Below are 21,951 nucleotides of genomic sequence, written 5' to 3' on the forward strand. Positions count from 1 at the left end.
TACACGGACAGACATGAAAGACGTACGTGTCGCAGGCACGGGGCTGACCTCGTTCGGGAACACTCCCGAGCGAACCAGCCGTGATCTCTTTGCCGAAGCGAGCATCGCGGCCTTCGAGGACAGCGGCGTTCCGCGGGACGATGTCGAGGCCGTTCTGTATGGGAACTTCATGGGCGAACTCGCCGAACATCAGGGGCACCAGGGACCGCTGATGGCCGAAGCGGCGGGCGTACAGGCCCCCGCGACCCGCTACGAGTCCGCCTGCGCCTCGAGTGGCACCGCGGTCCGCGAAGCCGTCAAGCGACTCCGCAACGGTGAGAACGACGTCTTGCTCGTCGGCGGCGCAGAGCGGATGACCAACCTCGGGACCGCGGGCGCGACCGAGGCGCTCGCGATCGCCGCCGACGACCTCTGGGAGGTGCGAGCCGGCGTGACCTTCCCCGGCGCGTACGCGCTGATGGCACAGGCCTACTTCGACGAGTTCGGCGGCGAGCGCGAGGATCTGGCCCACATCGCGGTCAAGAACCACGCGAACGCCCTGACCAACGAGAAGGCCCAGTACCAGAGCGCGATCGAGGTCTCGGACGTCCTCGAGGCCCCGCCGGTCTCCGAACCGCTCGGCCTCTACGACGCCTGCCCGATCTCCGACGGCGCGTCCGCGCTGGTTCTGACGAGCGATTCCTACGCCGACGAGCACGACCTCGAGGCCCCGGTCGCGATCACCGGTACCGGACAGGGCGGCGACCGAATGGCGCTGCACGACCGCGAGCACCTCGCCCGTTCGCCCGCTGCACGCGAGGCCGGCGAGGAAGCCTACGCCGACGCCGGCGTCGACGCCGGCGACGTGGACGTCGCGGAGGTCCACGACTGCTTTACGATCGCGGAAGTGCTCGCGCTCGAGGCGCTCGATCTCGAGCCGATCGGTGAAGGGATCTCGGCGGCCCGCGACGGCCGGACGACGGCGGACGGCGAGACGCCGATCAACCTCTCGGGCGGACTGAAGGCGAAGGGCCACCCGGTCGGCGCGACCGGCGCGTCCCAGATCGCCGAAGTCACCGATCTGCTGGCCGGCGAACACCCCAACAGCGACCACGTCGAGGGCGCGACGACCGGCGTCGCCCACAACGCGGGTGGCACGGTCGCGAGTGCGACCGTTCACGTGCTGGAGGTGGACCGATGAGCGACTCCGAGCGCGTCCCCGACGCGGGCTTCGACGAGTGGCTCGACGCCGCCGAAGACGGCAAGGGCTACTACCTCGAGTGTGCGAACGGTCACGGCTCCCTGCCGCCCCGTCGGGTCTGCCCCGACTGCGGGTCGACCGATCTCGAGGAGGTCGACCTGCCCGAGACGGGCGAAATCCAGACGTACACCGTCACGCACGTCCCGACGCCGGCGTTCGAGGAGGACGCTCCCTACGCGACGGCCGTCGTCGACTTCGGTCCCGTTCGGCTCACCGGACAGGTCGTCGGAACGGATCCGGACGACGTCGAGACCGGGCTGACGGTCGCTCTCGAGATCACGGTCTCAGAGACGACGGACGAGCGCGTGATCGGGCTTCGGCCGGCCTGAATCGGCGGGATCGTCCCTCTTTTCGGCGCGGTCGGACGACCGTGTCGCTCCCTCGCCGGTGGATATTTTTATCCGTGCGGGCAGAACGGCGGTATGAACGTCTCGGCCGCCATCAAGAGCAGCTTCATCGCGGGATTGATCCTCGTCGCTCCGCTCGTAGTCACGCTGTACGTCCTGCGATTCCTCGTCAACTGGACCGTCCGATTCGTCGATCCGGTCGTCGACGCCGCGGGACTGACGCGGTATACGGCCAATGTCGAAATCGTCGCGCAGTTGCTGGCCGTCGCGGTCATCCTGGCGGCGATCGTCGCGCTCGGCTTCCTCGCCCAGCGGAGCGTCGGTCGGCACCTGTTCGGAAACGTCGGTCGACTCGTCAACGTCGTCCCCCTCGTCAGCACGATCTACTCGAGCGTGCGACAGGTCGCCGACGCTCTGGTCGAGCGGCGGACGGCCTACGAGAGCGTCGTGCTGGTGGAATACCCCCGCGAGGACGTATACATGATCGGACTGGTGACGGGAGAGAGCCCGGAAGCGGTCGCCGACTTCGCGGGAGGGGACGTCTACAACGTTTTTCTGCCGAACAGCCCGAACCCGACCGGCGGGAAACTGGTGTTGCTCTCCGAGGATCAGGTCCACGAGATCGACATGAGCGTCCGCCGCGGAATGCGCCTGATCGTCACGACCGGGATGGGCGAGGAACGGGAGTCAGCGACGCTACCGACGCTCGACTCCCCCGCGGCGGAATCTCCCGAGACGGCCGACTAGTCGCCGGTACCGAGATCGGCTCGCGGGAGTTCGGCGCGCAGGTACTCGACGAACTTGTCGGGGTGTTCGGCGTGGGGCAACTGGGTCGCGTAGTCGATGACGACCAGGTCGAGATCGGCGGCCTCGGCGAGGTCCCGGCCGTCCCGGAGCGGGACGAGTTCGGCGTCGCGGCCCCAGACGAGCGTGGTCGGCGTCTCGAGGGCGGCCAGCTCCGTTGCGAGGTCGAAGTCGGCGTTGAGGGAGCCGGCGGCGAAGGACGCGGGGGCGTAGCGCGCGCCGGGCTGGTGGGCGCTGTCCCAGGCGTAGGCGACTTCGTCCGGATCGATCCGGTCGGAGTCGTAGTAGCCGTCGCGATCGTAGAAGTACCGGATCGAGGGTTTGCTCGCGAGCAGGTTGTACAGCGTCGTGCCGACGATGGGCGTCCGCAGGAGCGTTCGGACCCACGGCCGTTCGTCGGTCGTCTCGCCGGTCGGACAGATCAACACGAGGCGTTCGAATGCGGTCTCGTCGGCGGCGTCGACCGCGAACGCGCCGGTGAGCGACGATGCGAGGACGATCGGCTCGTCGGTCACGTCGGCGGCGAAGTCGCGGAGGAATTCGGCGTACAGCGTCGCGGAGTAGACCAGCGGCGGCCGCTCCGAGCGGCCGAATCCCGGGAGATCGACCGCGTACACGTGGTAGTCCTCGGCCAATCGCTCGACGATCGGCTCGAACTCGTGACTGCTCGCCCCCGTGTAGATCCCGTGGAGGAGGAGCATGTCCGGATCGTTCGGATCGCCGGCGACGGTGTAGGTCGTCTCGATCCCGCGCCAGCGATACGTCCGTTCGATACCGGGAAGGGGGCTCTCGAGATCGCTTGCACGCTGCTTGAGCAGGCGATTGCCGAGGACCGCACCGCCGACGGTTCCGAGGGCCGCACCGAGGACTGTTCGGGCTTTCATACGGGGAGATAAGTCGTCGATGCTCTTAGGTTTCGGGTTCGGTTCGGATCTCGTGCGAATCGGTCGGCGTAGCGAGGGGAACCCAACGCCCAGCGATCGAGAACCGACCCCCGGCGGCCACTCCCCAATCCCGGAGATTCGACCTACTCAGTGCCCGAGTCCGCATCGGCGTCGGTCTCGAGGTTCTCGACGCAGGCCGCGACGGGCGCGAGCACGTCGCCGGCGATCGAGTAGGGGTCGGTCTCGCCCCGGCGGACGGCGTCGGCGAGGTCGTCGATCCCGCCGCTCGCGGCGAGTTCGTCCTCGAGCATGGCGTGGACGTCCTCGCGAAGCAGGGTGCGGATCTCTTCGGCGTAGCGCTGACGGGCCTTCTCGGCGCGGGTGCCGGAGTCCACGAGGTACGTGCGGTGATTCGCGAGTTCGTCGATGAAGGTCTCGACGCCGGTCCCCTTCGTGGCGACCGTTTCGACGATGGGTGGCGTCCAGCCGTCTTCCGAATCGTCTCCCTCGCCGACCTCGTCCCGGCCGTTCCCGCCGCCCATCGCGCCGGCACCGTGGTGGCCGCCACCGCCGAGTCCGCCCTCCTCGCCGAGGTGGACCATCTCCCGCAGTTCCTGCACCGTTCTGTCCGCCCCGTCGCGGTCGGCCTTGTTGACGACGAAGACGTCGGCGATCTCGAGGATGCCCGCTTTCAGCGTCTGGATGTCGTCGCCGGAGCCGGGCGGGACGAGGACGGCGACGGTGTCGGCGGTGCGGACGATGTCGATCTCGTTTTGCCCGGCACCGACGGTCTCGATGATGACCTTGTCCTTGCCGAAGGCGTCCATCGCCTTGACCGCGTCCGCGGTCGCCGTCGAGAGGCCGCCGAGCGTCCCGCGAGCGCTCATCGAGCGCACGAAGACGTCCATGTCGCCGACGGTCGAGGCCATCCGGATCCGGTCCCCGAGGACCGCACCGCCGGTGAACGGCGAGGAGGGGTCGATCGCGATAACGCCGACCGTCTCGCCGCGGTCGCGGTACTCCTCGGCGAGTTTGTCGACCAGCGTCGACTTGCCCGCGCCGGGGCTGCCCGTGATTCCGATCACGTCGGCGTTGCCCGTGTGCGCGTACAGTTCCGAGACGAGATCGCGGTAGCCCGGCGACCGGTTCTCGATCTTCGAGATGACCCGAGCGAGCGCGCGGTGTTCACCCGCCAGTAGCGCCTCGAGGAGCGCTTCGTCGTCGGGATCCATGCTCATCGCTGCGGCGCGTTCTCGCGAACGAACTCGATGGTCTCCTCGATCGAGGTCCCGGGGCCGAAGATGGCCGCGACGCCGGCGTCTTTGAGCCCCTCGCGGTCCTCCTCCGGGATGACGCCGCCGGCGAGGACCAGCGTGTCGTCTTTGGCGCCGTACTCCTCGAGGCCGTCCATGATCTTCGGGACGAGCGTGTCGTGAGCGCCCGAGAGAATAGAGATGCCGAGCACGTCGACGTCCTCCTGGACGGCGGCCTGAACGATTTCCTCCGGCGCTTTGTGCAGTCCGGAGTAGATGACCTCGAAGCCGGCGTCCCGGAACGCCCGCGCGATGACGTGGGCACCGCGATCGTGACCGTCGAGCCCGACTTTGGCGACGAGACACCGAATCGACTCCGCTTCCTGTTCGCTGCTCATACGGGCACGTACCCGAGCCGACTGTTTGACTTTAACGGAAAATGGTTGTGTTATTCGGTGTCGTGGACTTCCCTCGGGAGCGGTCGGAGTAACGTCGGTTCGGGTAGTGGCGACCCCCGCCTCGTCGGTCAGATACTGTGTATTGTTATCGAACCACAACTATTTTGCCCGGACGGCGTAACCACGTGCCATGGATCGGGATGCTAAACGAACAATTGGGGAACAGTTTACCCCTCGAGAACGGACGCGTCGCGGCGTTCTCGCTGCCGTTCTCGGAGGCGGTATGGTGGGTGCGACCGCCACGCCACTGCGGGGCTATCTCGATCGCTTCGCTCCGTTTAGTGGGTCGGTCTGGGATACCGTCGGAGACGACCTCCCGGAGCAGGTGGAGAGTCCCTACGGATCCGCGACACTCAGATACGACGGCGACGGCGTCCCACACGTCCAGGCCGACTCGGAAGAAGCGCTCTACTTCGCCGCCGGCTACGCTCAGGGGGCCGACCGCCTGTTCCAGATGGACCTCCAGCGGCGGCAGATGCGCGGCCGGCTCTCGGCCATCGTCGGTGACCGTGCGCTCCCCTCCGACCGATTCCACGTGAAGATGGATTTTGCCGGCGCGGCGGCTGCCAGCTGGGATCTCGTCCGGGACACCGAATCCGGCCGGCTCACAGCGGCGTTCGCTGCGGGCGTCAACCGACACCTCGATCGGCCGCTGCCACAGGAGTTCGACCTGCTGGAGTACCGGCCCGAACCCTGGCAACCGGTCGATACGTTACTCGCATCGATTCAGATCGCCTGGGGACTGACCGGCAGCTTTCGGACCCTGCGCAAGGAGACGATCGCGGCCGAAATGGGGACGGAGACCGCCGAGACGCTGTTGCCCGACCGACTCGACCACGACGCGACTATTCTGGACCACAGCGGTGACACGGCCGAGAACGCGGGGACGACCCCATCGACCGGCCGGCGACGGATCGATCCCGAGTTGACACGATGGGTGTCGACGTTCGAGTCCCCGCCCGACGTCGGCTCGAACTCGTGGGTCGTCTCGGGCGATCACACGCGTTCGGGCTCGCCGATCGTGGCGAACGACCCGCACCTGACGCTGATGGCGCCGCCGGTCTGGTACGAGATGCACCTCGAGGGGCCCGAAACGCACACCAGAGGGGTCACCTTCCCCGGCATCCCCTTCGTCGTCATCGGCGAGAACGAATCGGGCGCGTGGGGACTCACCAACGCCGGTGCCGATACCATCGACTTCTACGAGTACGAGACGGAGGACGGCCGCTACCGCTACGGGGACGAGTTCCGGGAGTTCGATGAGGAGGACCGGATGATCGAAGTCGCCGACGGGCGCGACCGTGAGATTACCGTACGGAAGACCGTCCACGGTCCCGTCCTCGGAACCGAAAGCGACGGCGACGAGCTCAGAAGTCAGGTCGCGGTCTCCTGGGTCGGGTTGACTGCCACCCGGACGAGCGAAGCGATCCTCGAGCTCGGGCGGAGCGACGGGATTGCCGACGTACGGGACGCGCTCCGACGATTCGACCTTCCGACCCAGAATTTCGTGTACGCCGACCGCGACGGCAATACGCTCTATCGCGTCACGGGGAAGGTACCGGTCCGGCAGACGGACGGCGATCCCGTCCCCGGAAACCGGGTGTTCGACGGCTCCAGTCGGGAGGGCGAGTGGCCGGGCTTCGTCCCGTACGGCGAGTCCACCTGGGACGGGTTCGTTCCCTACGAGGAGATGCCCCACGTCGTCGATCCCGACTACATCGGAACGGCGAATCAACGGATCATCGACGACGCCGACTACCCGTACTACTTCGCGGAAGCCTATTCCACGCCGTTCCGAGGAATCCGGCTCTGGAACCGACTCGACGGGCGCGTCGAAAGCGATCGACCGGTCACCCGGGAGTTCATGCGCGATCTCCAGCGCGATACCCACGACGAGCGGGCGGCGATGTTCGTCCCGACGATGATAGACGAAGGAGCGGATGCCGTCGACGGCGCGACAGCGGACCTACTCGAAGATCTCGAGGGATGGGAGTATCGGATGGATCGGCGCTCGCGGGCCGCACTCGTCTTCGCACGGTTTCTCCCTCACTATCGCGACGTCGTCTTCCGATCACGACTGGCGGAGGGACTGGACAGTCGACGCGACCCCGAGGAGTACTACGGCAACGACTGGGTCCTCATCACGCTCCCGCCGGACTCGCCGTGGTTCCCCGACGGTCGGAGCGCTGCGATCGCCGAAGCGCTCGACCGCACCGCCGCGGAACTCGAGGAGAACGGGTGGGAGACCTTCGGTGATTACAACACGACGGCGATCGACCATCCCTTCGACCGGGAGTGGCTGAACTATCCGCGCTATGCGACGGACGGCTCTGCGGCGTCGCTCAACAATTTCCGCACGGAGAGCGACGTCGGGAGTAGCTGGCGACAGCTCTGTCCGATGGACAAGTCACGCGGCCCATCGCGGGGCGCGTTCCCGGGTGGCAACGACGGCTCTCCGTTCTCCGACCACTATGCCGACCAGCTACAGCAGTGGGCCGACGGGGAGTACAAACCGATCCCGCTCGCGACACCGGATACCACTGCCGTCCGGTTCACGGAGGGCGACGAATGAGTTCGATCGGGGCGTGGCTCGACGAGACTCGAGCTGACGATCGCCGCCGGCGGCTACTGGTCGCCGGTGGGGTCGTCTTCGGACTCGCGTTCGCGTGGGTCCACTGGCTCGGGTTCGTCGCCGGTGGAGCGGTCGTGGCGCTGCCACAGCCGTCGATTCGCCGCGGCGTCCTCGCCGGACTCGGATTCGGCCTGTTGTCCGCACTCGCCTTCGGCGGGTGGATCGCAACGGCTGGCGTCCTCGATACGTATCTCACGATGGAGCAGGTACTCGTCGTTAGCGTCGTGATTCCGCCGGCGTGTGCACTGTTCGGATCGCTCGTTCGCGGACTCCGATGATACCACCAGAACGCGCGAACGAGCCGTTAGTCGTCGGAATGTCATACTATCAGTACGATTCCCTCTCAGCGAAACCGTACCGAACCAAAGGCTAAAGAACGAAACGACCGAACATTCCGTTAATGACTATCGTTCGTCTATTGCGGAGGGATCTATCGTGGGCGTTGAAATAAAAGAAACCCGAGTGAGCGACGCCGAGTTCGAGGAGATGAAAGGGTTCGTCTTCGAGTATCTCGCGGCCAGCGTCGAGAAGGAAGAGGAAGGCGGCCGCATGCGGTGGTATCCCTGGCACTCCGCGGAGTACCGGCACAACCACATCCTCAACGTCGTCGACATCGCGACCGATATCGCCGAGGAGGAAGGCGCGGACATTGACGTCACCCGCGTCGCCGCCCTCTTCCACGACGTCGCCAAACTCGAGACCGATCAGGAACTCCACGCCGAAGCCGGCGCTCGCGTCGCCCGCGAGTACCTCGAGTCCCGCGCCGACTACCCCGAGTCGTTCATTCAGCAGGTGTGTCGCGCCATCGAACACCACTCCTATCAGGGCGATCTGACCGACCTCGCGCTCGAGACACAGTGTCTCATCGAGGCCGATCTGCTCGACAAGGTCGGCGCGAACGGCACCGCGCTGATGCTGTTGCGGATGGGCTATGAGGCCCGTACGCACATGGACTGCGACGAGATGGTCGAGCGCGTCCTCGAACGCGGCTACGACGCCGCCTCGCGCGTGCAGAGCGACACCGCCGAGAGCATCGCCCACCAGCGCCTGAAACGCGTCAAGTGGTTCAGCGAGTGGCTCGAGGACGAGATCGCCGCGCTGGGCGAGTGAGCACCGACGGCCGGACGATCCGACTGCGGCCCCCCGGACGGAAGTAATTCCGAGCGGCCGCTCCGAGAGGGGCCGGCCGATTCGATCGAACTGCTGTCACCGATTCTGCCGGTCGCGCGCCATCCGTCCTCCCGATAGCCGTCATCGCGATCGGACCGGCCAGTGCGTTCATATCGATCTGGACTCGAGGAGGCGTATGGGTGCCTCCCGTCCGCCGATCGCCATCGCAGTCGCGATGCTGTGCTGTATCGCTCTCCTCGCCGTCGCGCCGGCCGCGACGATCGCCCAGCAGTCCGCACCCAGCGTTCAGACCGCTGGCGATTCGAACGGCCAGCCCGTATCGACGTGTCTCACGGGGACGGGAACGTCGTTCACCGTCGGATCGTCGAACAGCACCAACATCTGGATCCGACTGCACGCCTCGATACTGACCGGCTCCGGCGGCTCAGTCGGCGCTGAGCTCGTCGGGTCGACCAACGGGACCTCGATCGTCGAGGTCGCTGCCGGCGTACAGTACGGTGCTGACGGGATCTTCGACTTCCTCACGAACCCCATCGGATCGTTCGACACGGTCAGCGGATTCTCCCTCCGGCTCCCCATGCTCGAGGACGTGAGGACGGGACTCGGTGCCGAAGAACCGCCCCGGTCCGACGATCGGTCGGCCGAGGACGACGGCGATACCGCGGGCTCCGAGGACAGCCCCTTCGAGATGCTCAGGTGTTAGCCGATTTCGATTCGAGGGGCCGCGAGGAAACGACCGGCGGAACGGACGCCAGTCGACCGGGCCCAGTCAGGTGAGCCGAAGCGTGCCCAGGACGAGAAAGAGCGCGCCGAACCCGACGAGGACGACGGCGCTCAGCGCGGCGACCGCGGGGGCGAACGCGTCCACGCGCCGCCCCGCTGCGACCAGCGCCGCCGGATAGGCCACGATCCAGACGGCGATCCCTCCGAAGAAACCCAGCAACAACGCCGGAGAGCCGGTCTGGACGATCAGGGTTCCCGCGAGCGCCTCCCCGATCGCCGGCGCGTAGGCGAGCACGTCGAGGGTCCCCGGCTCGAGCAGGCCGACGCCGACGGTGAGCCAGAAGCCGATCTGGTAGGGGTTGGTCAGGGAGAGGACGAGCGTCTTCCGAAATCCCGTCGCAGCGGTACGGCCGGTCTCGGTAAACGACGTGGCGGCCCTGGCCTCTCGAACCGCACCGAGGGCGAAGTACAGCATCAGACACCCGCCGGCGAGATAGAGCACGGGACGGACGATCGGGGCGCGGTCGAGTACGGCGACGATACCGGCGAGCGTGAGGACGAAGAAGATCGCGTCCGCGAGCATCGCACCGAGTCCGGCCCGGAATCCGGCCGTCCACCCGCTGACGACGCTCTCCTCGGCGATAATCGCGTTCATCGGTCCCGGGGGAGCCGCGAGCGCGAGCCCGAAGATCACGCCGGCCAGTGCTGTAATCGGAAGGGAAGCCATGAATTCTGATCCGAAAGAGGCGCGCTGCCGTGAAAAAGACGGTGAGTTCGGCCGAATCGTACTCGTTCAGTACCGGTCTGCCCACCCGGCCTCCGGGTGTGGGACCGATCGGCCGACCGGATCCGACCGATCGACGCGTCTCACCGCCTAGTCACGGGTTCCTTCGACCGGATACGACTGCGTGCCACCGCTCGAGCGCCGCGCGACGAGCGTCGCGACTGCGACAGCGCCGTCCCCAGTCTCGTCGCCCCCACTGCCGCCGACCGGCCGCCGTCGCTCCTCGTAGGAGAGGATCGTCAGATCCAGACACGCCCGGAGCAGATCGTTCGACCGGTAGCGGTAGCGATCCGTCGAGGGACCGGCGACAGGATCGCTCGAGCGGAGGTGGTGTTCGGAGACGAGCACGCCGCCGGGGGCGAGCGCCTCCTTGAGGTCCGGCAGGTGCTCGAGGGCGGCGAAGAAGCTCACGGTGATCACGTCGTAGCGCTCACGGCCGGGGTCGAACTCGGCCAGATCGGCGCGGATCCAGTCGACGTCGACGCCCCGGTCGGCGGCCCGATCGCGGGCGCGTTCGAGTCCGGCCTCGGAGATATCCACTGCGTCCACGTCGTACCCCTGTTCGGCCAGAAACAGCGCGTTGCGGCCGGTTCCGGTCGCGACGTCGAGCGCGCGACCATCGGGAAGCGTCGCGATGCGGCGCTCGAGTTCGGGTATCGGATCGTCCGCGGGGTCGAACGCGTCCCGTCTGTATCGTTCGTTCCATCGGTCGCGGTCGTCGCTCACGGGGGTGACGACGAGCGGAAGCGGCTTAACTCGTGTCCCTCGCGGCGTCGCGAGCGGATCCCCATCAGGTGCAGGCCGACCGCACAACCGCGTTCGTCACCTACCCGCTACGACCCGTTCCCGAGCAGACGCGGAATTCTAACTGGGAGTGAGAGTATGAGACGACAGGCGATCGCTGCAAGTAGAGGTGACGAGAGGGACGGATGACCGGGCGATACCCCGAGACGACGCGTCGAAACGTGCTCGCCGCCCTCGGCACTGCAGGCGGTGTGGCGCTCGCGGGCTGTTCGTCGACGCTCGGGTCGGATTCCGGGGCGACGTTCCGCGTCGGAACGCTCCGCCCGCCGGTCACGCTCGACCCGATCGTCGCGGCATCGATCGGCTCCGAACAGGCGATCGGGCGGCTCTTCGACGGGCTCTACGCGTACGGCGACGGGACCGACACCGTGCCCAAGATCGCGACCGGTGAGCCCCGATACGGGGACGACCGCCGGACGGCCATCGTCGAACTCGAGGAGCGAGCGCGGTTCCACAACGGCAGGGACGTGGTCGCCGAGGACGTCGTCTACTCGTTTACCGCACCCCTCGAGGAGGACGCGCCGACGGCGTGGCGAGTCAGTCCGATCGAGTCGGTCGAAGCCGTCGACGAATACACCGTCCGATTCGCGCTCGAGGAACCGTATCCGGCCTTCGACCACGTCCTCACGCACCCGATCGTTCCCAGGCAGGAGCGGGAAGACGATCGGGAGGCGTTCGCTACGGAACCGATCGGGGCCGGTCCGTTCGAAGTGGCGTCGTTCAGCCCGGAAACGAAAGCCACGCTCCGTCGGTGGGACGACTACTGGGGTGAGCCGGCCCCCGCGATCGATCGGTTCACCATGGCCTACGTCGAGTTCCCGATGACGCAGCTGACGAGCCTCCGAACCGACCGCAACGACGCGATCGAGCCGGTTTCTCCGATGATCGTCGATCACGTCAGCGACGTCTCGAACGCGTCGGTGAAGCGACGGCAGGGGTACACGTCATTCTATTTCGGCTTCAACCTGAACCAGGGGCCGACAACGGATCCCCGCGTCCGGGAAGCGATCAGTTACTGCATCGATCTCGAGACGGCCGTCACCGAGTTCATCGAACCGATGGGACGACGCCAGTACAGCCCGCTACCGCCGCAGGTCGCTTCCGAGTGGGACATGCCGACCGACGAGTGGGCCGAGCTCGCGAACGAGAAGAACGCCGAGCGGGCCCGTCAGCTGTTCCGAGAGGCCGACGCGGGTCGCGGCCAGATCCGGATCCTCACCTCGACGGATCCGAAGCACAAGGAGCTCGGCGAGGCGCTGGGCGGCGGACTCAGAGACGCCGGCCACGGCGCGCTCGTCGTCTCGAAACCGGAATCGGCGTTCCTCGAGCGGTCCGTCACCGGCTCCGAGCGCGACTACTCGGTGTTCGTCGGCGAGATCACCGGGACCCCCGATCCGGACTCGCACCTCTATCCGACGTTCCACGAGAACATGGCGGGGGTAACGAACGGCACCTTCTACCGCGAGGACGCCGTCATGGAGCGGCTCGCGGCGGCTCGCGAGACCGAGGACCGCGAGCGGCGACGCCGGCTCTACGAGACCGCGATCGCGCGGCTGCTCGAGGACCGCGTGTGTCTGCCGATCTGCTCGTTCGAAAACAGCTTCGCCGTGGATGCGGACGTGCAGAACTTCCGCGTGCATCCGATCGCGGAGGTCAATCCGCGGCTCGCAGCGGGTGCCGACGTCGTCACGATGGGGTCGGAATCATGAGCGGAAGCGGAAAGGGTGCGGGAGCGAACGGAACCGGTGGACACGGGAACGGAAGCGGAGATAACGGGGGCGGAGACGACGGCGGGTTCGGTGTCGGAACCGCGGTCGCCCTCGGTGTCGGCGGGATCGTCGGCGGCGGCATCTACGCGGCGATCGGCATCGTCGTGGCCGCCGCGGGAATCCTGACGTGGTTCGCCTACAGTCTCGCGACCGTCGTCGTCCTCTGCTGTGCCTACTCGTACGTCAAGCTCAACGACGCGACCGACAGCGACGGCGGCTCGGTCACGTACATCGAGGAACTCACGGGGAGATCGACGGCCGCCGGCGTCGTCGGCTGGACCCTGATCGTCGGTTACATCGGGACGATGGCGATGTACGCCTACGCGTTCGGCATGTACGGCCAGATGCTGCTCGGCTTCGAGTACGTCTGGGGGCTGCCGATCCGGCAGTTCCTCTCGGTCGGCGTGCTCGCGATCTTCATCGGGTTGAACCTCCTCGGTGCGAGTTCGTCGGCCGCGGTCGAGCGGTATCTCGTGTTCGTCCAGGCCGGGATCATCGCCGTCTTCGGCCTGATCGGCCTGTGGTACGGCGCGGCGAACTACCAGCTACGGCTCGGCTTCGCGGAACTCGGGCTCAACCCGATAATCGCCGCGTCGGTCGGATTCGTCTCCTTCGAGGGGTGGCAGCTGCTGTTCTACGATCAGGAGCAGTTCGACGACCCCGACGAGACGCTCGCGAAGGGCGTGTTCATTTCGATCCCGATCGCGGCGGCCGTCTACGTCCTCGTCGGGTTCGTGATCACGACGCTGTTGCCCGAAGAGGTGGTCGCCGCCCAGCCCGAACCGGCGCTGCTCTACGGCGCGCTACTCATCTCGAAGTGGCTCGCGCTGGCCGTCGGGCTCGCCGGACTCATCTCGACGGCCAGCGCGATCAACTCGACGCTGTTCAGCGAGGCCATCTTCGCCAAGAACCTGATCAGCGACGATATCTTACCCCACGAGATGGGCGATCCCGACGCCGACGCCGCCCCGAAACGGACCGTGATCGTCATCGGCGTGCTGACGGCCGCCTTCACCGTCCTCGGGAGCCTCGAGGCCGTCGTGGAGTTCGCCTCGCTGGCCTTTATCGTCGTCTTCGGCGCGATGAGCGCGCTCGCGTTGGGAGTGCGCGATGCCGACGGAGTCGACGTCAACCCGGTCCCGCCGCTGCTCGGCGCGATCGGGTCGGCCGCCTTCTTCGTCATGCTGACGTGGTATCTCTACTCGCAGCTTCCGGCCGTCTTCTGGCTCGTCGTCGTCATCGCGGCCGCCGTCTTCGCGATCGAAGCGCTGTACTTCAAGCGCCAGACGCTCTCGGAGGGGATTCGGCAGGTCGAAAAACGAGTCTGAGCCTACGCCTTCGCCTGCCAGCTCCGGATCCGATCCGCGCTGACGCCCTCGACGTCCGACGCGATCGCGTCCGGATCGGCCTCGGTCAGGTCGTCGAGATCTTCGATCCCCGCGTCGGCGAGCTTCTCGACGGTCTTCGCACCGACGCCCTCGAGCGCCTCGAGATCGGAGCCCGTCTCGCTCTCGCGGGCCTGGAACTCCTGATAGTTACAGATCGGGCAGCCCAGTTCCCAGGGTTCGTCGCCGCTGTGGACGACGATCTCGGGGAGCTCGTGTTCCTCGCAGTGCTCGTCGGTGACCTCGATATCGCCCCGTCGGGGCAGGGGCAGCGAGTACTCGCAGTCCGGGTAGCGCGTACAGCCGACGAGTCGCGACCCGCTCTGGAGGGTCTTGACGGCCAGTTCGCCGCCGTGCTCGTCTCCACAGTCCGGACACTCGCCCAGCACCGGCCCCTCGCCGGCGTCTTCGGCCTTACAGAGCGGGCAGCCGTGGACGAACGTCTGCCGACCCGCGAGCATCTTGACCTCGTTGAGGCCGTGGTCCTCGCACTCCTCCTCGAGGATGAGCGGCTTGCCGGTCGAGGGCAGCGGCAGGGTGTTCTCGCAGTCGGGGTAGCCGTCACAGCCGATGAAGTACGAGCCGTGGCGGCTCCGGCGCACGAGCAGGTCCTCGCCGCACTCGGGACAGGGGCCGAGTCGCTTGTCGTCCTTGAGCGACTTGCGGAGGTGATCGCCGATCTCGTCCCGGGAGTCGCCGAGGTTCGCGAAGATATCCTCGAGCATCTCGCGGGAGTCGTCGGTCACGTCGTCCAGCGTCGCCTCGCCGCTCGCGATGGCGTCCATGTCGGCCTCGAGCTGGGCCGTCATCTCCTCGCTGACGATCCGATCGGCGTAGTCCTCGGCGGCCTCGACGACGGCCATGGCCAGCCGCGTCGGACGCGGGGGATCGCTCTCGACGTAGCCCCGATCGTAGAGCTTCTCGAGGATGTCGTGGCGGGTCGACTTCGTCCCGATCCCCAGGTCCTCCATGGTCTCGATGAGCCGCGACTGGCCGTACCGGCGGGGCGGCTGTGTCTCCTTGGCCTCGAGTTCGACGTCGGAGAGGGCGAGTTCCTCGCCCTCGTCGACGTCCGGCACGTAGTTCTCCGTCGTGGAGAAGTAGGGGTAGACGTCGTGGTAGCCGGCCTCGACGAGGCGCTTGCCGTTGGATTTGAGCCGGTAGTCGTCGACCTCGGCGACGACCTTGAGGTGTTCCCAGACCGCGGCGTCGGCGACCGTCGCGTAGAACCGGCGCACGACGAGTTCGTAGATCTCCCACTCGTCGTCGCTGATATCGCCGCGGGAGGGGATCTCGCCCGTCGGGTGAATCGGCGGGTGGTCGGTCGTCTCCTCGTCGCCCTCCGTCGGGACGATCTCGTCGGCCTCGAGCAGCGACTCGGCGGAGTCGCCCAGCGTCGGATGGTCGACGAACTCGCCGAGGAGTTCCTCGGGGTCGAGGTCGTCGGGGTAGACGGTGTTGTCCGTCCGCGGGTAGGTCATGTAGCCGGCGGTGTAGAGGTCCTCGGCGATCGACATCGCCCGCTTGGCCGAGTAGCCGATCGCGCTCGCCGCGCGGATGAACTGGGTCGTGTTGAACGGCGTCGGGGGCGAGTCGGTGCGGGTTCGCCGGTTGACGTCCACGACGGTCGCGGCGTCGCGATCCGCGAGGGTCTCGTAGACCTCGTCGGCGGTGGCTTCGTCCCAGACGCGTTCGGCCTCGTTGTCGTCCTCGTCGCGGTAGAAGTACTGGGCCTCGAAGCTCGTCTCGTCTTTTTGCAGATTCGCAAAGAGTTCCCAGTAGTCCTCCGGATCGAACGCCTCGATCTCGCGTTCTCGGTCGACGATCAGCTTCAGCGTCGGCGACTGCACCCGGCCGACGGAGATGAAATCGTTGCCCAGCTGGCCGGCCGACAGCGAGAGGAATCGCGTGAGCGCGGCCCCCCAGATGAGGTCGATGATCTGGCGCGCCTCGCCGGCGGCGGCCAGATCGAAGTCGAGCTCGTCTGGTTCGTCGAAGGCGCTCTGGACCTCGTTTTCCGTGATCGAGGAGAACCGAACGCGACGGATCGGCACGTCCTCGTCGACGTTCCGGACGATGTCGTACGCTTCCTTCCCGATCAGTTCCCCCTCGCGGTCGTAGTCCGTCGCGATCGTCACGCGCTGGGCGCGCCGGGACAGCAAACGCAGCGTCGCGACGATGTTCTCCTTCGTCGCCGTCTTCTCGACGCTCGCGTCGATCAACTCGACCGGTTCGACGTCCCGCCAGTCGGAGTACTCCGAGGGGAAGTCCACGCCCACGACGTGGCCCGACAGCCCCACGCAGCGCTTGCCGCCCCACTCGTAGACGTTGACTCCGTTTTCGCGACTCGAGTCGTAGGTCCCGCCGCTCAGGATGTCGGCGATCCGGCGGGCCGCGTTGTCCTTCTCCGTGATTATCAGCTCCACCGCGGCTCACCCCCTCGAGCGAGTGCTGCCGGTGGCAGCGGACGAGTGTCGGTCATCGTGGCTCGTTACGATTGAGCGTTTGATAACGCTTTCGCCAAAACCGACCGACAGCGCGGGTGTGCGTGCGGTCGCGGGCTCGCGCAGGCGACGCGCGTGTTCGTCCGTGAGTGCTACGACTGCCGCAGCGTCTCGAGCGCCCGCGGCCAGTACTCGGCGTCGGCCTCCGCGTACCCTGCCGGCGTTCCGCCCATCACGTACTGCTCTGATTCCGCCCGATTGGCGGTCGGGACGTAGGGGTAGTGAATCGCGTGGCCCGCATCTTCGAAGATCAGATGGTCGTACTCGTGTTCGAAATCGCGTGCCTCGAGGCGATCGATCGCTAGTGACGACAGTTCGGCGGCGTTCCACAGCCTGTCGTCTCCCCCGGAAACGAGCAACACGGGGGCGTCGGTTTTCTCGACGGGAATCGTCGCCTCGTCGATTCGATCCTCGGATGCGGCTTCGAGCGATGCCGCGAACCCGGGTTCGTGTTCGTAAGGGCGCTGTTGATCCCAGACGGACGGATCGTCGACTTGCGGGACGTACGAAACTGGCTCCCCGTCGAGCGTCCAGGTGGATCTGGGGGCGGAGTCCGTCTCCGAATACCCTTGCCAGGCGACGCCGCTCGCGCTGATGCCGACGACGGCGCCGATCGAATCGAACTGGCTCCCCGCCAGCAACGCGAGTTCCCCGCCTCTCGACGAGCCGATGAGACCGACACGCGAGCCGGTGACTCGATCGCGCTCGAGGAGCCACGTCGCCGCCTCGTCGACGATTTCGGCCGGGACCTCGACGAGTTCCTCCGGCACTCCCTCGGTGCCGAAATACTGGAGCGCGAGGGCGACGAACCCGTTCGCCGCGAGCAACTGTGCCATCCCGAGCCAGGGTTCGCCGCCGGATCCGTGCAACACGACGACGGCGGGTGTGGGGTCCGTCCCCGTCGGTTTGAAGACTCGTCCGGCGAGTCGGCCGTCGTCGACGACGCTCGAGCTAACGTAGGGGCTACTGAAGGGACGCGTGATCGTGGTCGAACCGACGACGTCCCCGTCGGCGATCACCTCCACCGAGAGCTGTTCTTCCGATGGAGAAACGTATATGCTGGAACCGCCGTTTGCTGGTTCCATGCGCTGGATCAACCGCATGGTATCGGCCACGTCGTAATCGCCCGCAGTCGGGGCGTCGGCGTCGAGGTCGATCGTCCCATCGGTTACCTCGTAGGTCACACTCGCAGACCAGGATACACTGCGGCGGTCCTCAGCTGTCGCAGCGATTTCGACGGTCCCCGTCGGGAGTCCCTCGATCTCGAGAGTGAACGACTCGTCGATCGGGACGCTATCGGGATGGTGGAACGTCAGCTCGGGATCGTCGGTCTGCACGGTCTCCATGCAGCCGCCGACCGATGCTGTAATGCCGGTCCCGAGCGCCTCGAGAGCGCGTCTCCGGGATATTTTCGCCCCCGCATAGTTTCTGTTTGACATTTTTCACAGAATCTATTATGAAGTATACAGGCCATAATATTTGTGCATTGATCTTCGTAACATGGCTGAAATACGTATTATTACACCTATTACGGGGTGAAGTCGACGGATAATCGCTTCAGGCATGCAGCTCGATATTTCCATCGAGACCCGTGATCACGAGCCGGCAACCCGCGCCCGTGAGCCGAGGCCTTTTACCACGCCCCGGCGAGGCTCCGATGAGAGCCTTTCGTGACAACGACGGATCAGGATCGCTCGCGCGTCGACATGACGACGGGGGCGATTTCCCCCAAGCTCCTCCACCTCGCGTGGCCGCTCGTTCTGGGGAACCTCCTCCAGACCGTCTACAACCTCGCCGATATGTTCTGGGTCGGCCGCGTGAGCAGCGACGCCGTCGCCGCCGTCTCGCTGATGTTCCCGCTCTCGTGGCTGTTCGTTTCGACCGCGATGGGAATCACCGCCGCCACCATCGCGCTGGTCTCCCAGTACGTCGGCGCGGGCGACGATCGAACCGCCGATCGCGTCGTCGCCCAGACGATCCTGCTGACGCTGTCCGTCTCGAGCGTCCTCGCCGTCCTCGGCTACGCCGCCCGGCGACCGCTGCTCACCCTGATCGGTGCTCGCGGACAAGTGTTCGTCGAGGCGCTCGCCTACATCGAGGTCATCTTCCTCGCCTTGCCCTTTACCTTCCTCTTCTTCGCCTTTCGGGCCTCGCTGCAGGGCGCGGGCGACACGAAGACGGCGATGTGGCTCGTGTTCGTTTCGGCGGGACTGAACGTCGTATTCGATCCGTTCCTCGTCCTCGGCTGGGGGCCGTTTCCCGCGATGGGGACGCGAGGAGCGGCCATCGCGACGTTTTTCTCCCGCGGGCTCGCGACCGCCGCGGGGATCGCCATCCTGTTAGACGGCGGGTTCGGCGTTCGGCTCCGACCCGGTGATCTCAAGCCGGACCTCGAGCTCCTGAAGCGACTGGTCGACGTCGGGTATCCGGCCACGTTCGACGGCTGGGCCCGGAGCTTCGCGGCAGTAGCGATGGCCGGATTCGTCGCCCGCTTCGGGGCCGCACCCACCGCGGCGTACGGGATCGGCATCCGGCTCATGTCGGTAACCTGGGCCGTCGCGGGGGCCGTCGGGCAGGCGACCGCGACCGGCGTCGGGCAGAACCTCGGCGCAAAGACGCCCGAGCGGGCCGCCGCGGTCGCGCGAACCGCCACCGCGGCAACGATGGTGTTCATCTTCGCCGTCGCGGCCGTCCTGTTCGCGTTCCCCGCAGGGGCCATGCGGATATTCGTCACTGATCCCGCCGTCGTTACCGAGGGCATCGTCTTCCTCCGGATTACTGCCCCCTTCTGGGCGCTGTTCGCCGGCGTGATGGTCATTCAGGGAGCGTTCCGCGGAGCCGGAAACACCCGCGAGGCGATGGTCCTCTCCATCCTCTCGCGGTGGGTCTTCCGGATCCCGCTCGTCGTCGTCCTCGCCTTCTCGTGGTCCGTGACGATTCCCGGTACCGGCGTGACGGTCGCCGCCCTCGAGTGGGGCATCGAGGGAATCTGGTGGGCCTTCGCGGTCGGCATGATCGCGGCCTTCGTCGTCGCCGTCAGCTGGTTCCGCCTCGGAACCTGGACGGAGGGCGTCATCGACGAGGGGAGAGGGGAGACTCCCGGCGACGGTGACGGTGCGCGAGCAGGGCCGGCGTCCGGCACCGAGAGCGAGACGGATTTCGTCGACGACTGAGGCCTCGAGTCGGGCGCCGGACGGCGACACCTCGAGTCACCGACGACGGCCCGTCGTTTCTCTTTTCAAACCTATTTCTCCGCGAGAACCCAATGAAAGTTGATTACATCTCCGATATCGGCGACGATAGACTTAACACTACTCAGTAATACCACCTAGTTGTATGAGCGAATTCGAGCAGTTCAGTCAGGTCGGCGAAGCGGACGTGACCCGTGCGATCGGACAGGAGTGGACCGAGGAGTTCATGGACTTCTCGGACTCGGACGTCATCATCGTAGGCGGTGGGCCCTCGGGACTGACGGCCGCGAAGGAACTCTCCGAGCGCGGTGTGAAAGTGATGGTCGTCGAGAAGAACAACTACCTCGGGGGCGGCTTCTGGCTCGGTGGCTTCCTGATGAACAAGGTCACGGTTCGCGACCCCGCCCAGCAGGTCCTCGACGAACTCGAGGTGGACTACAAACAGTCCCAGGACAGCGAGGGACTCTACGTCGCGAACGGGCCCGAGGCCTGTTCAGGCCTCATCAAGGCCGCCTGCGACGCGGGCGCGAAGATGCAGAACATGACCGAGTTCACGGACATCGTCATCCGCGAGGACCACCGCGTCGGCGGCATCGTCATGAACTGGACGCCGGTCCACGCGCTGCCCCGCGAGATCACCTGCGTCGACCCGATCGCCGTCGAGGCGGATCTGGTCATCGACGCGACCGGCCACGACGCGATGGCGGTCAAGAAGCTCGACGAGCGCGGCGTCCTCGACGCACCGGGTATTGCCGACGCCGAGGAGAACGCGACCGGTATGGACCAGACCGATGCCGATACGTACGGCGCACCCGGCCACGACTCGCCCGGCCACGACTCCATGTGGGTCGGCAAGAGCGAGGACGCCGTCGTCGAACACACCGGTCTCGTCCACGACGGCCTCATCGCGACCGGGATGGCGACCGCCACCACCTACGGCCTGCCGCGCATGGGCCCCACCTTCGGTGCCATGCTCGTCTCCGGCAAGCGCGCCGCTCAGGTCGCCCTCGACGAACTCGAGGTCGACGCCGAGCCCGTCGAGTTGACCTCGCGGGCCGCGCCGGCCGACGACTGATCGGCCATCGGTCCGTCGACTCGCCGAAACCCATAGCGTTTTCGCGCCCCGGTGGCACCGCTCGGGTATGAATCTCGTCGTCACCGGTGCGACCGGCGGTGCGGGGAGCTGGGTGGTCGATCACTTCGCCAGCGAGGGCCACGACGTGCTGGGCCTCGACCTCGAGCGCCCGGCGGGCGAGCGCGACAATGCCACCTTTCTCGCGACCGACCTGACCGAACAGGGGCGGGCCTGGGAAGCGATCACCGACCACGATCCGGACGCGGTGATCCACTTCGCCGGGATCCCGAAGCTGGGCATCGCGACCGGGACCGAAACGTTTCTGACGAACGTCACGACCGCCTACAACGTCTTCGAGGCCGCCGGGCGAGCGGGCGCGGACGTCGTCTGGGCCTCGAGCGAGAGCCTCTATGGAATGCCCTTCGCCGCGGAGCCGTTCCTTCCCGATTACCTGCCGATCGACGAGACCCACCCGATGCGGCCGGAAGACGGCTACGGCACCTCCAAGCTCGTCGGCGAAGAGATCGCCGCGAAGACGGTCCGGCAGCACGGTATCTCGGTCGCCTCGATTCGCCCTTCGTGGATCCAGTACCCGGGCGCGTACCCCGTCGCGGACGAACGAGCGTCGTTCGACCCTGAGACGGCAGCCCGGAGCGGTAACTTCTGGTCGTACGTCGACGTCCGCGATGTCGTATCGATCGTCGACGCCGCGCTCGAGGCCGACATCGACGGCCACGAGCCGTACCTAGCGGTGGCCGAGGAGAACTATCTCGACCGTCCGACTACCGAGGTCATCGAGGCCGTCTTCGGCGACCTGCCCGACGAGTGCGACCTCGAGGGGGACGAGTCGGCGTTCTCGACGGCGAAAGCCCGCGCGGAACTTGGGTGGGAGCCCGCACACTCCTGGCACGAGGCCGAGGACGAAGCGCTCGCGGGGCCCGCCTTTTTGTCGAAGTAACCGCCGGCC

Annotated in this window: 19 protein-coding genes; 12 read left to right on the forward strand and 7 right to left on the reverse strand. The window is 66.7% G+C overall.

Annotated elements, in window-relative coordinates:
- Positions 1-13: 13 nt before the first annotated feature.
- The 3 genes from NDI89_RS06620 to NDI89_RS06630 all read left to right on the forward strand — a co-directional run bounded on the left by NDI89_RS06620 (position 14) and on the right by NDI89_RS06630 (position 2,334).
- Entirely contained in the window at positions 14-1,180 is a 1,167-nt protein-coding gene (locus NDI89_RS06620; RefSeq protein ID WP_277520728.1) for a thiolase C-terminal domain-containing protein, read from the forward strand.
- Positions 1,177-1,569, forward strand: coding sequence for a Zn-ribbon domain-containing OB-fold protein (locus NDI89_RS06625; protein ID WP_277520729.1), 393 nt, complete (start codon positions 1,177-1,179; stop codon positions 1,567-1,569). Before NDI89_RS06620 ends, NDI89_RS06625 begins: the two co-directional genes overlap by 4 nt.
- A gap of 93 nt (positions 1,570-1,662) precedes the next feature.
- Positions 1,663-2,334, forward strand: coding sequence for a DUF502 domain-containing protein (locus NDI89_RS06630; protein WP_277520730.1), 672 nt, complete (start codon positions 1,663-1,665; stop codon positions 2,332-2,334).
- Here the strand turns inward: NDI89_RS06630 and NDI89_RS06635 are convergent.
- The 3 genes from NDI89_RS06635 to NDI89_RS06645 form a co-directional block, all read right to left on the reverse strand.
- On the reverse strand, positions 2,331-3,275 hold the full coding sequence (locus NDI89_RS06635; RefSeq protein WP_277520732.1) for an alpha/beta fold hydrolase: 945 nt from the start codon (positions 3,273-3,275) through the stop codon (positions 2,331-2,333). The two genes, NDI89_RS06630 and NDI89_RS06635, sit on opposite strands and share 4 nt — an antisense overlap.
- A gap of 143 nt (positions 3,276-3,418) precedes the next feature.
- On the reverse strand, positions 3,419-4,507 hold the full coding sequence (gene meaB / locus NDI89_RS06640; RefSeq protein WP_277521302.1) for a methylmalonyl Co-A mutase-associated GTPase MeaB: 1,089 nt from the start codon (positions 4,505-4,507) through the stop codon (positions 3,419-3,421).
- 2 nt (positions 4,508-4,509) lie between these two features.
- On the reverse strand, positions 4,510-4,926 hold the full coding sequence (locus tag NDI89_RS06645) for a cobalamin B12-binding domain-containing protein (protein WP_277520734.1): 417 nt from the start codon (positions 4,924-4,926) through the stop codon (positions 4,510-4,512).
- A 283-nt stretch (positions 4,927-5,209) separates the two neighbouring features.
- Here NDI89_RS06645 and NDI89_RS06650 point away from each other — a divergent pair, with 283 nt between their 5' ends.
- The 4 genes from NDI89_RS06650 to NDI89_RS06665 all read left to right on the forward strand — a co-directional run bounded on the left by NDI89_RS06650 (position 5,210) and on the right by NDI89_RS06665 (position 9,452).
- Positions 5,210-7,558: a penicillin acylase family protein gene (locus NDI89_RS06650; protein ID WP_277520736.1), complete on the forward strand. Its 2,349-nt coding sequence runs from the start codon at positions 5,210-5,212 to the stop codon at positions 7,556-7,558.
- A complete protein-coding gene (locus NDI89_RS06655) occupies positions 7,555-7,896 on the forward strand; it encodes a hypothetical protein (RefSeq protein ID WP_277520738.1) in 342 nt (113 codons plus the stop codon). The genes NDI89_RS06650 and NDI89_RS06655 overlap by 4 nt, the downstream gene beginning before the upstream one ends.
- A gap of 157 nt (positions 7,897-8,053) precedes the next feature.
- The gene (locus NDI89_RS06660) at positions 8,054-8,728 is read left to right on the forward strand and encodes an HD domain-containing protein (protein WP_277520739.1); all 675 of its coding nucleotides are present in this window, start codon (positions 8,054-8,056) and stop codon (positions 8,726-8,728) included.
- A 196-nt stretch (positions 8,729-8,924) separates the two neighbouring features.
- The gene (locus NDI89_RS06665) at positions 8,925-9,452 is read left to right on the forward strand and encodes an FHA domain-containing protein (RefSeq protein WP_277520740.1); all 528 of its coding nucleotides are present in this window, start codon (positions 8,925-8,927) and stop codon (positions 9,450-9,452) included.
- Positions 9,453-9,518: 66 nt separating this feature from the next.
- On the opposite strand, the gene NDI89_RS06670 is transcribed toward NDI89_RS06665, so the two are convergent.
- Both NDI89_RS06670 and NDI89_RS06675 read right to left on the reverse strand, forming a co-directional pair.
- Positions 9,519-10,199 (reverse strand): LysE family translocator, encoded by a 681-nt coding sequence (locus tag NDI89_RS06670; RefSeq protein ID WP_277520741.1) that lies wholly within the window; start codon positions 10,197-10,199, stop codon positions 9,519-9,521.
- Positions 10,200-10,346: 147 nt separating this feature from the next.
- Positions 10,347-10,982: a class I SAM-dependent methyltransferase gene (locus NDI89_RS06675; protein WP_277520742.1), complete on the reverse strand. Its 636-nt coding sequence runs from the start codon at positions 10,980-10,982 to the stop codon at positions 10,347-10,349.
- Between the two features lie 203 nt (positions 10,983-11,185).
- Here NDI89_RS06675 and NDI89_RS06680 point away from each other — a divergent pair, with 203 nt between their 5' ends.
- Together NDI89_RS06680 and NDI89_RS06685 are read left to right on the forward strand one after the other, a co-directional pair.
- A complete protein-coding gene (locus NDI89_RS06680; RefSeq protein ID WP_277520743.1) occupies positions 11,186-12,769 on the forward strand; it encodes an ABC transporter substrate-binding protein in 1,584 nt (527 codons plus the stop codon).
- Complete coding sequence (locus NDI89_RS06685; RefSeq protein ID WP_277520744.1) at positions 12,766-14,157, forward strand: APC family permease; 1,392 nt, start codon at positions 12,766-12,768, stop codon at positions 14,155-14,157. Before NDI89_RS06680 ends, NDI89_RS06685 begins: the two co-directional genes overlap by 4 nt.
- Before the next feature lie 2 nt (positions 14,158-14,159).
- Here the strand turns inward: NDI89_RS06685 and NDI89_RS06690 are convergent, their stop codons facing one another.
- Together NDI89_RS06690 and NDI89_RS06695 are read right to left on the reverse strand one after the other, a co-directional pair.
- Positions 14,160-16,640 (reverse strand): DNA topoisomerase I, encoded by a 2,481-nt coding sequence (locus NDI89_RS06690; RefSeq protein WP_277520745.1) that lies wholly within the window; start codon positions 16,638-16,640, stop codon positions 14,160-14,162.
- A gap of 170 nt (positions 16,641-16,810) precedes the next feature.
- Positions 16,811-18,157, reverse strand: coding sequence for an acyl-CoA thioester hydrolase/BAAT C-terminal domain-containing protein (locus NDI89_RS06695; protein ID WP_277520746.1), 1,347 nt, complete (start codon positions 18,155-18,157; stop codon positions 16,811-16,813).
- Positions 18,158-18,424: 267 nt separating this feature from the next.
- Here NDI89_RS06695 and NDI89_RS06700 point away from each other — a divergent pair, with 267 nt between their 5' ends.
- The 3 genes from NDI89_RS06700 (at position 18,425) to NDI89_RS06710 (ending at position 21,942) form a co-directional block, all read left to right on the forward strand.
- Positions 18,425-19,891 carry an MATE family efflux transporter gene (locus NDI89_RS06700; protein ID WP_277521303.1) on the forward strand — a complete coding sequence of 489 codons (1,467 nt, stop codon included), beginning with the start codon at positions 18,425-18,427 and terminating at the stop codon, positions 19,889-19,891.
- Between the two features lie 163 nt (positions 19,892-20,054).
- Complete coding sequence (locus tag NDI89_RS06705) at positions 20,055-20,984, forward strand: sulfide-dependent adenosine diphosphate thiazole synthase (protein ID WP_277520747.1); 930 nt, start codon at positions 20,055-20,057, stop codon at positions 20,982-20,984.
- 67 nt (positions 20,985-21,051) lie between these two features.
- The gene (locus tag NDI89_RS06710) at positions 21,052-21,942 is read left to right on the forward strand and encodes an NAD-dependent epimerase/dehydratase family protein (RefSeq protein ID WP_277520748.1); all 891 of its coding nucleotides are present in this window, start codon (positions 21,052-21,054) and stop codon (positions 21,940-21,942) included.
- Positions 21,943-21,951 lie beyond the last annotated feature (9 nt).

Origin of the sequence: Natrinema salsiterrestre (assembly GCF_029502005.1) — an archaeon.
Lineage (GTDB): Archaea > Halobacteriota > Halobacteria > Halobacteriales > Natrialbaceae > Natrinema > Natrinema salsiterrestre.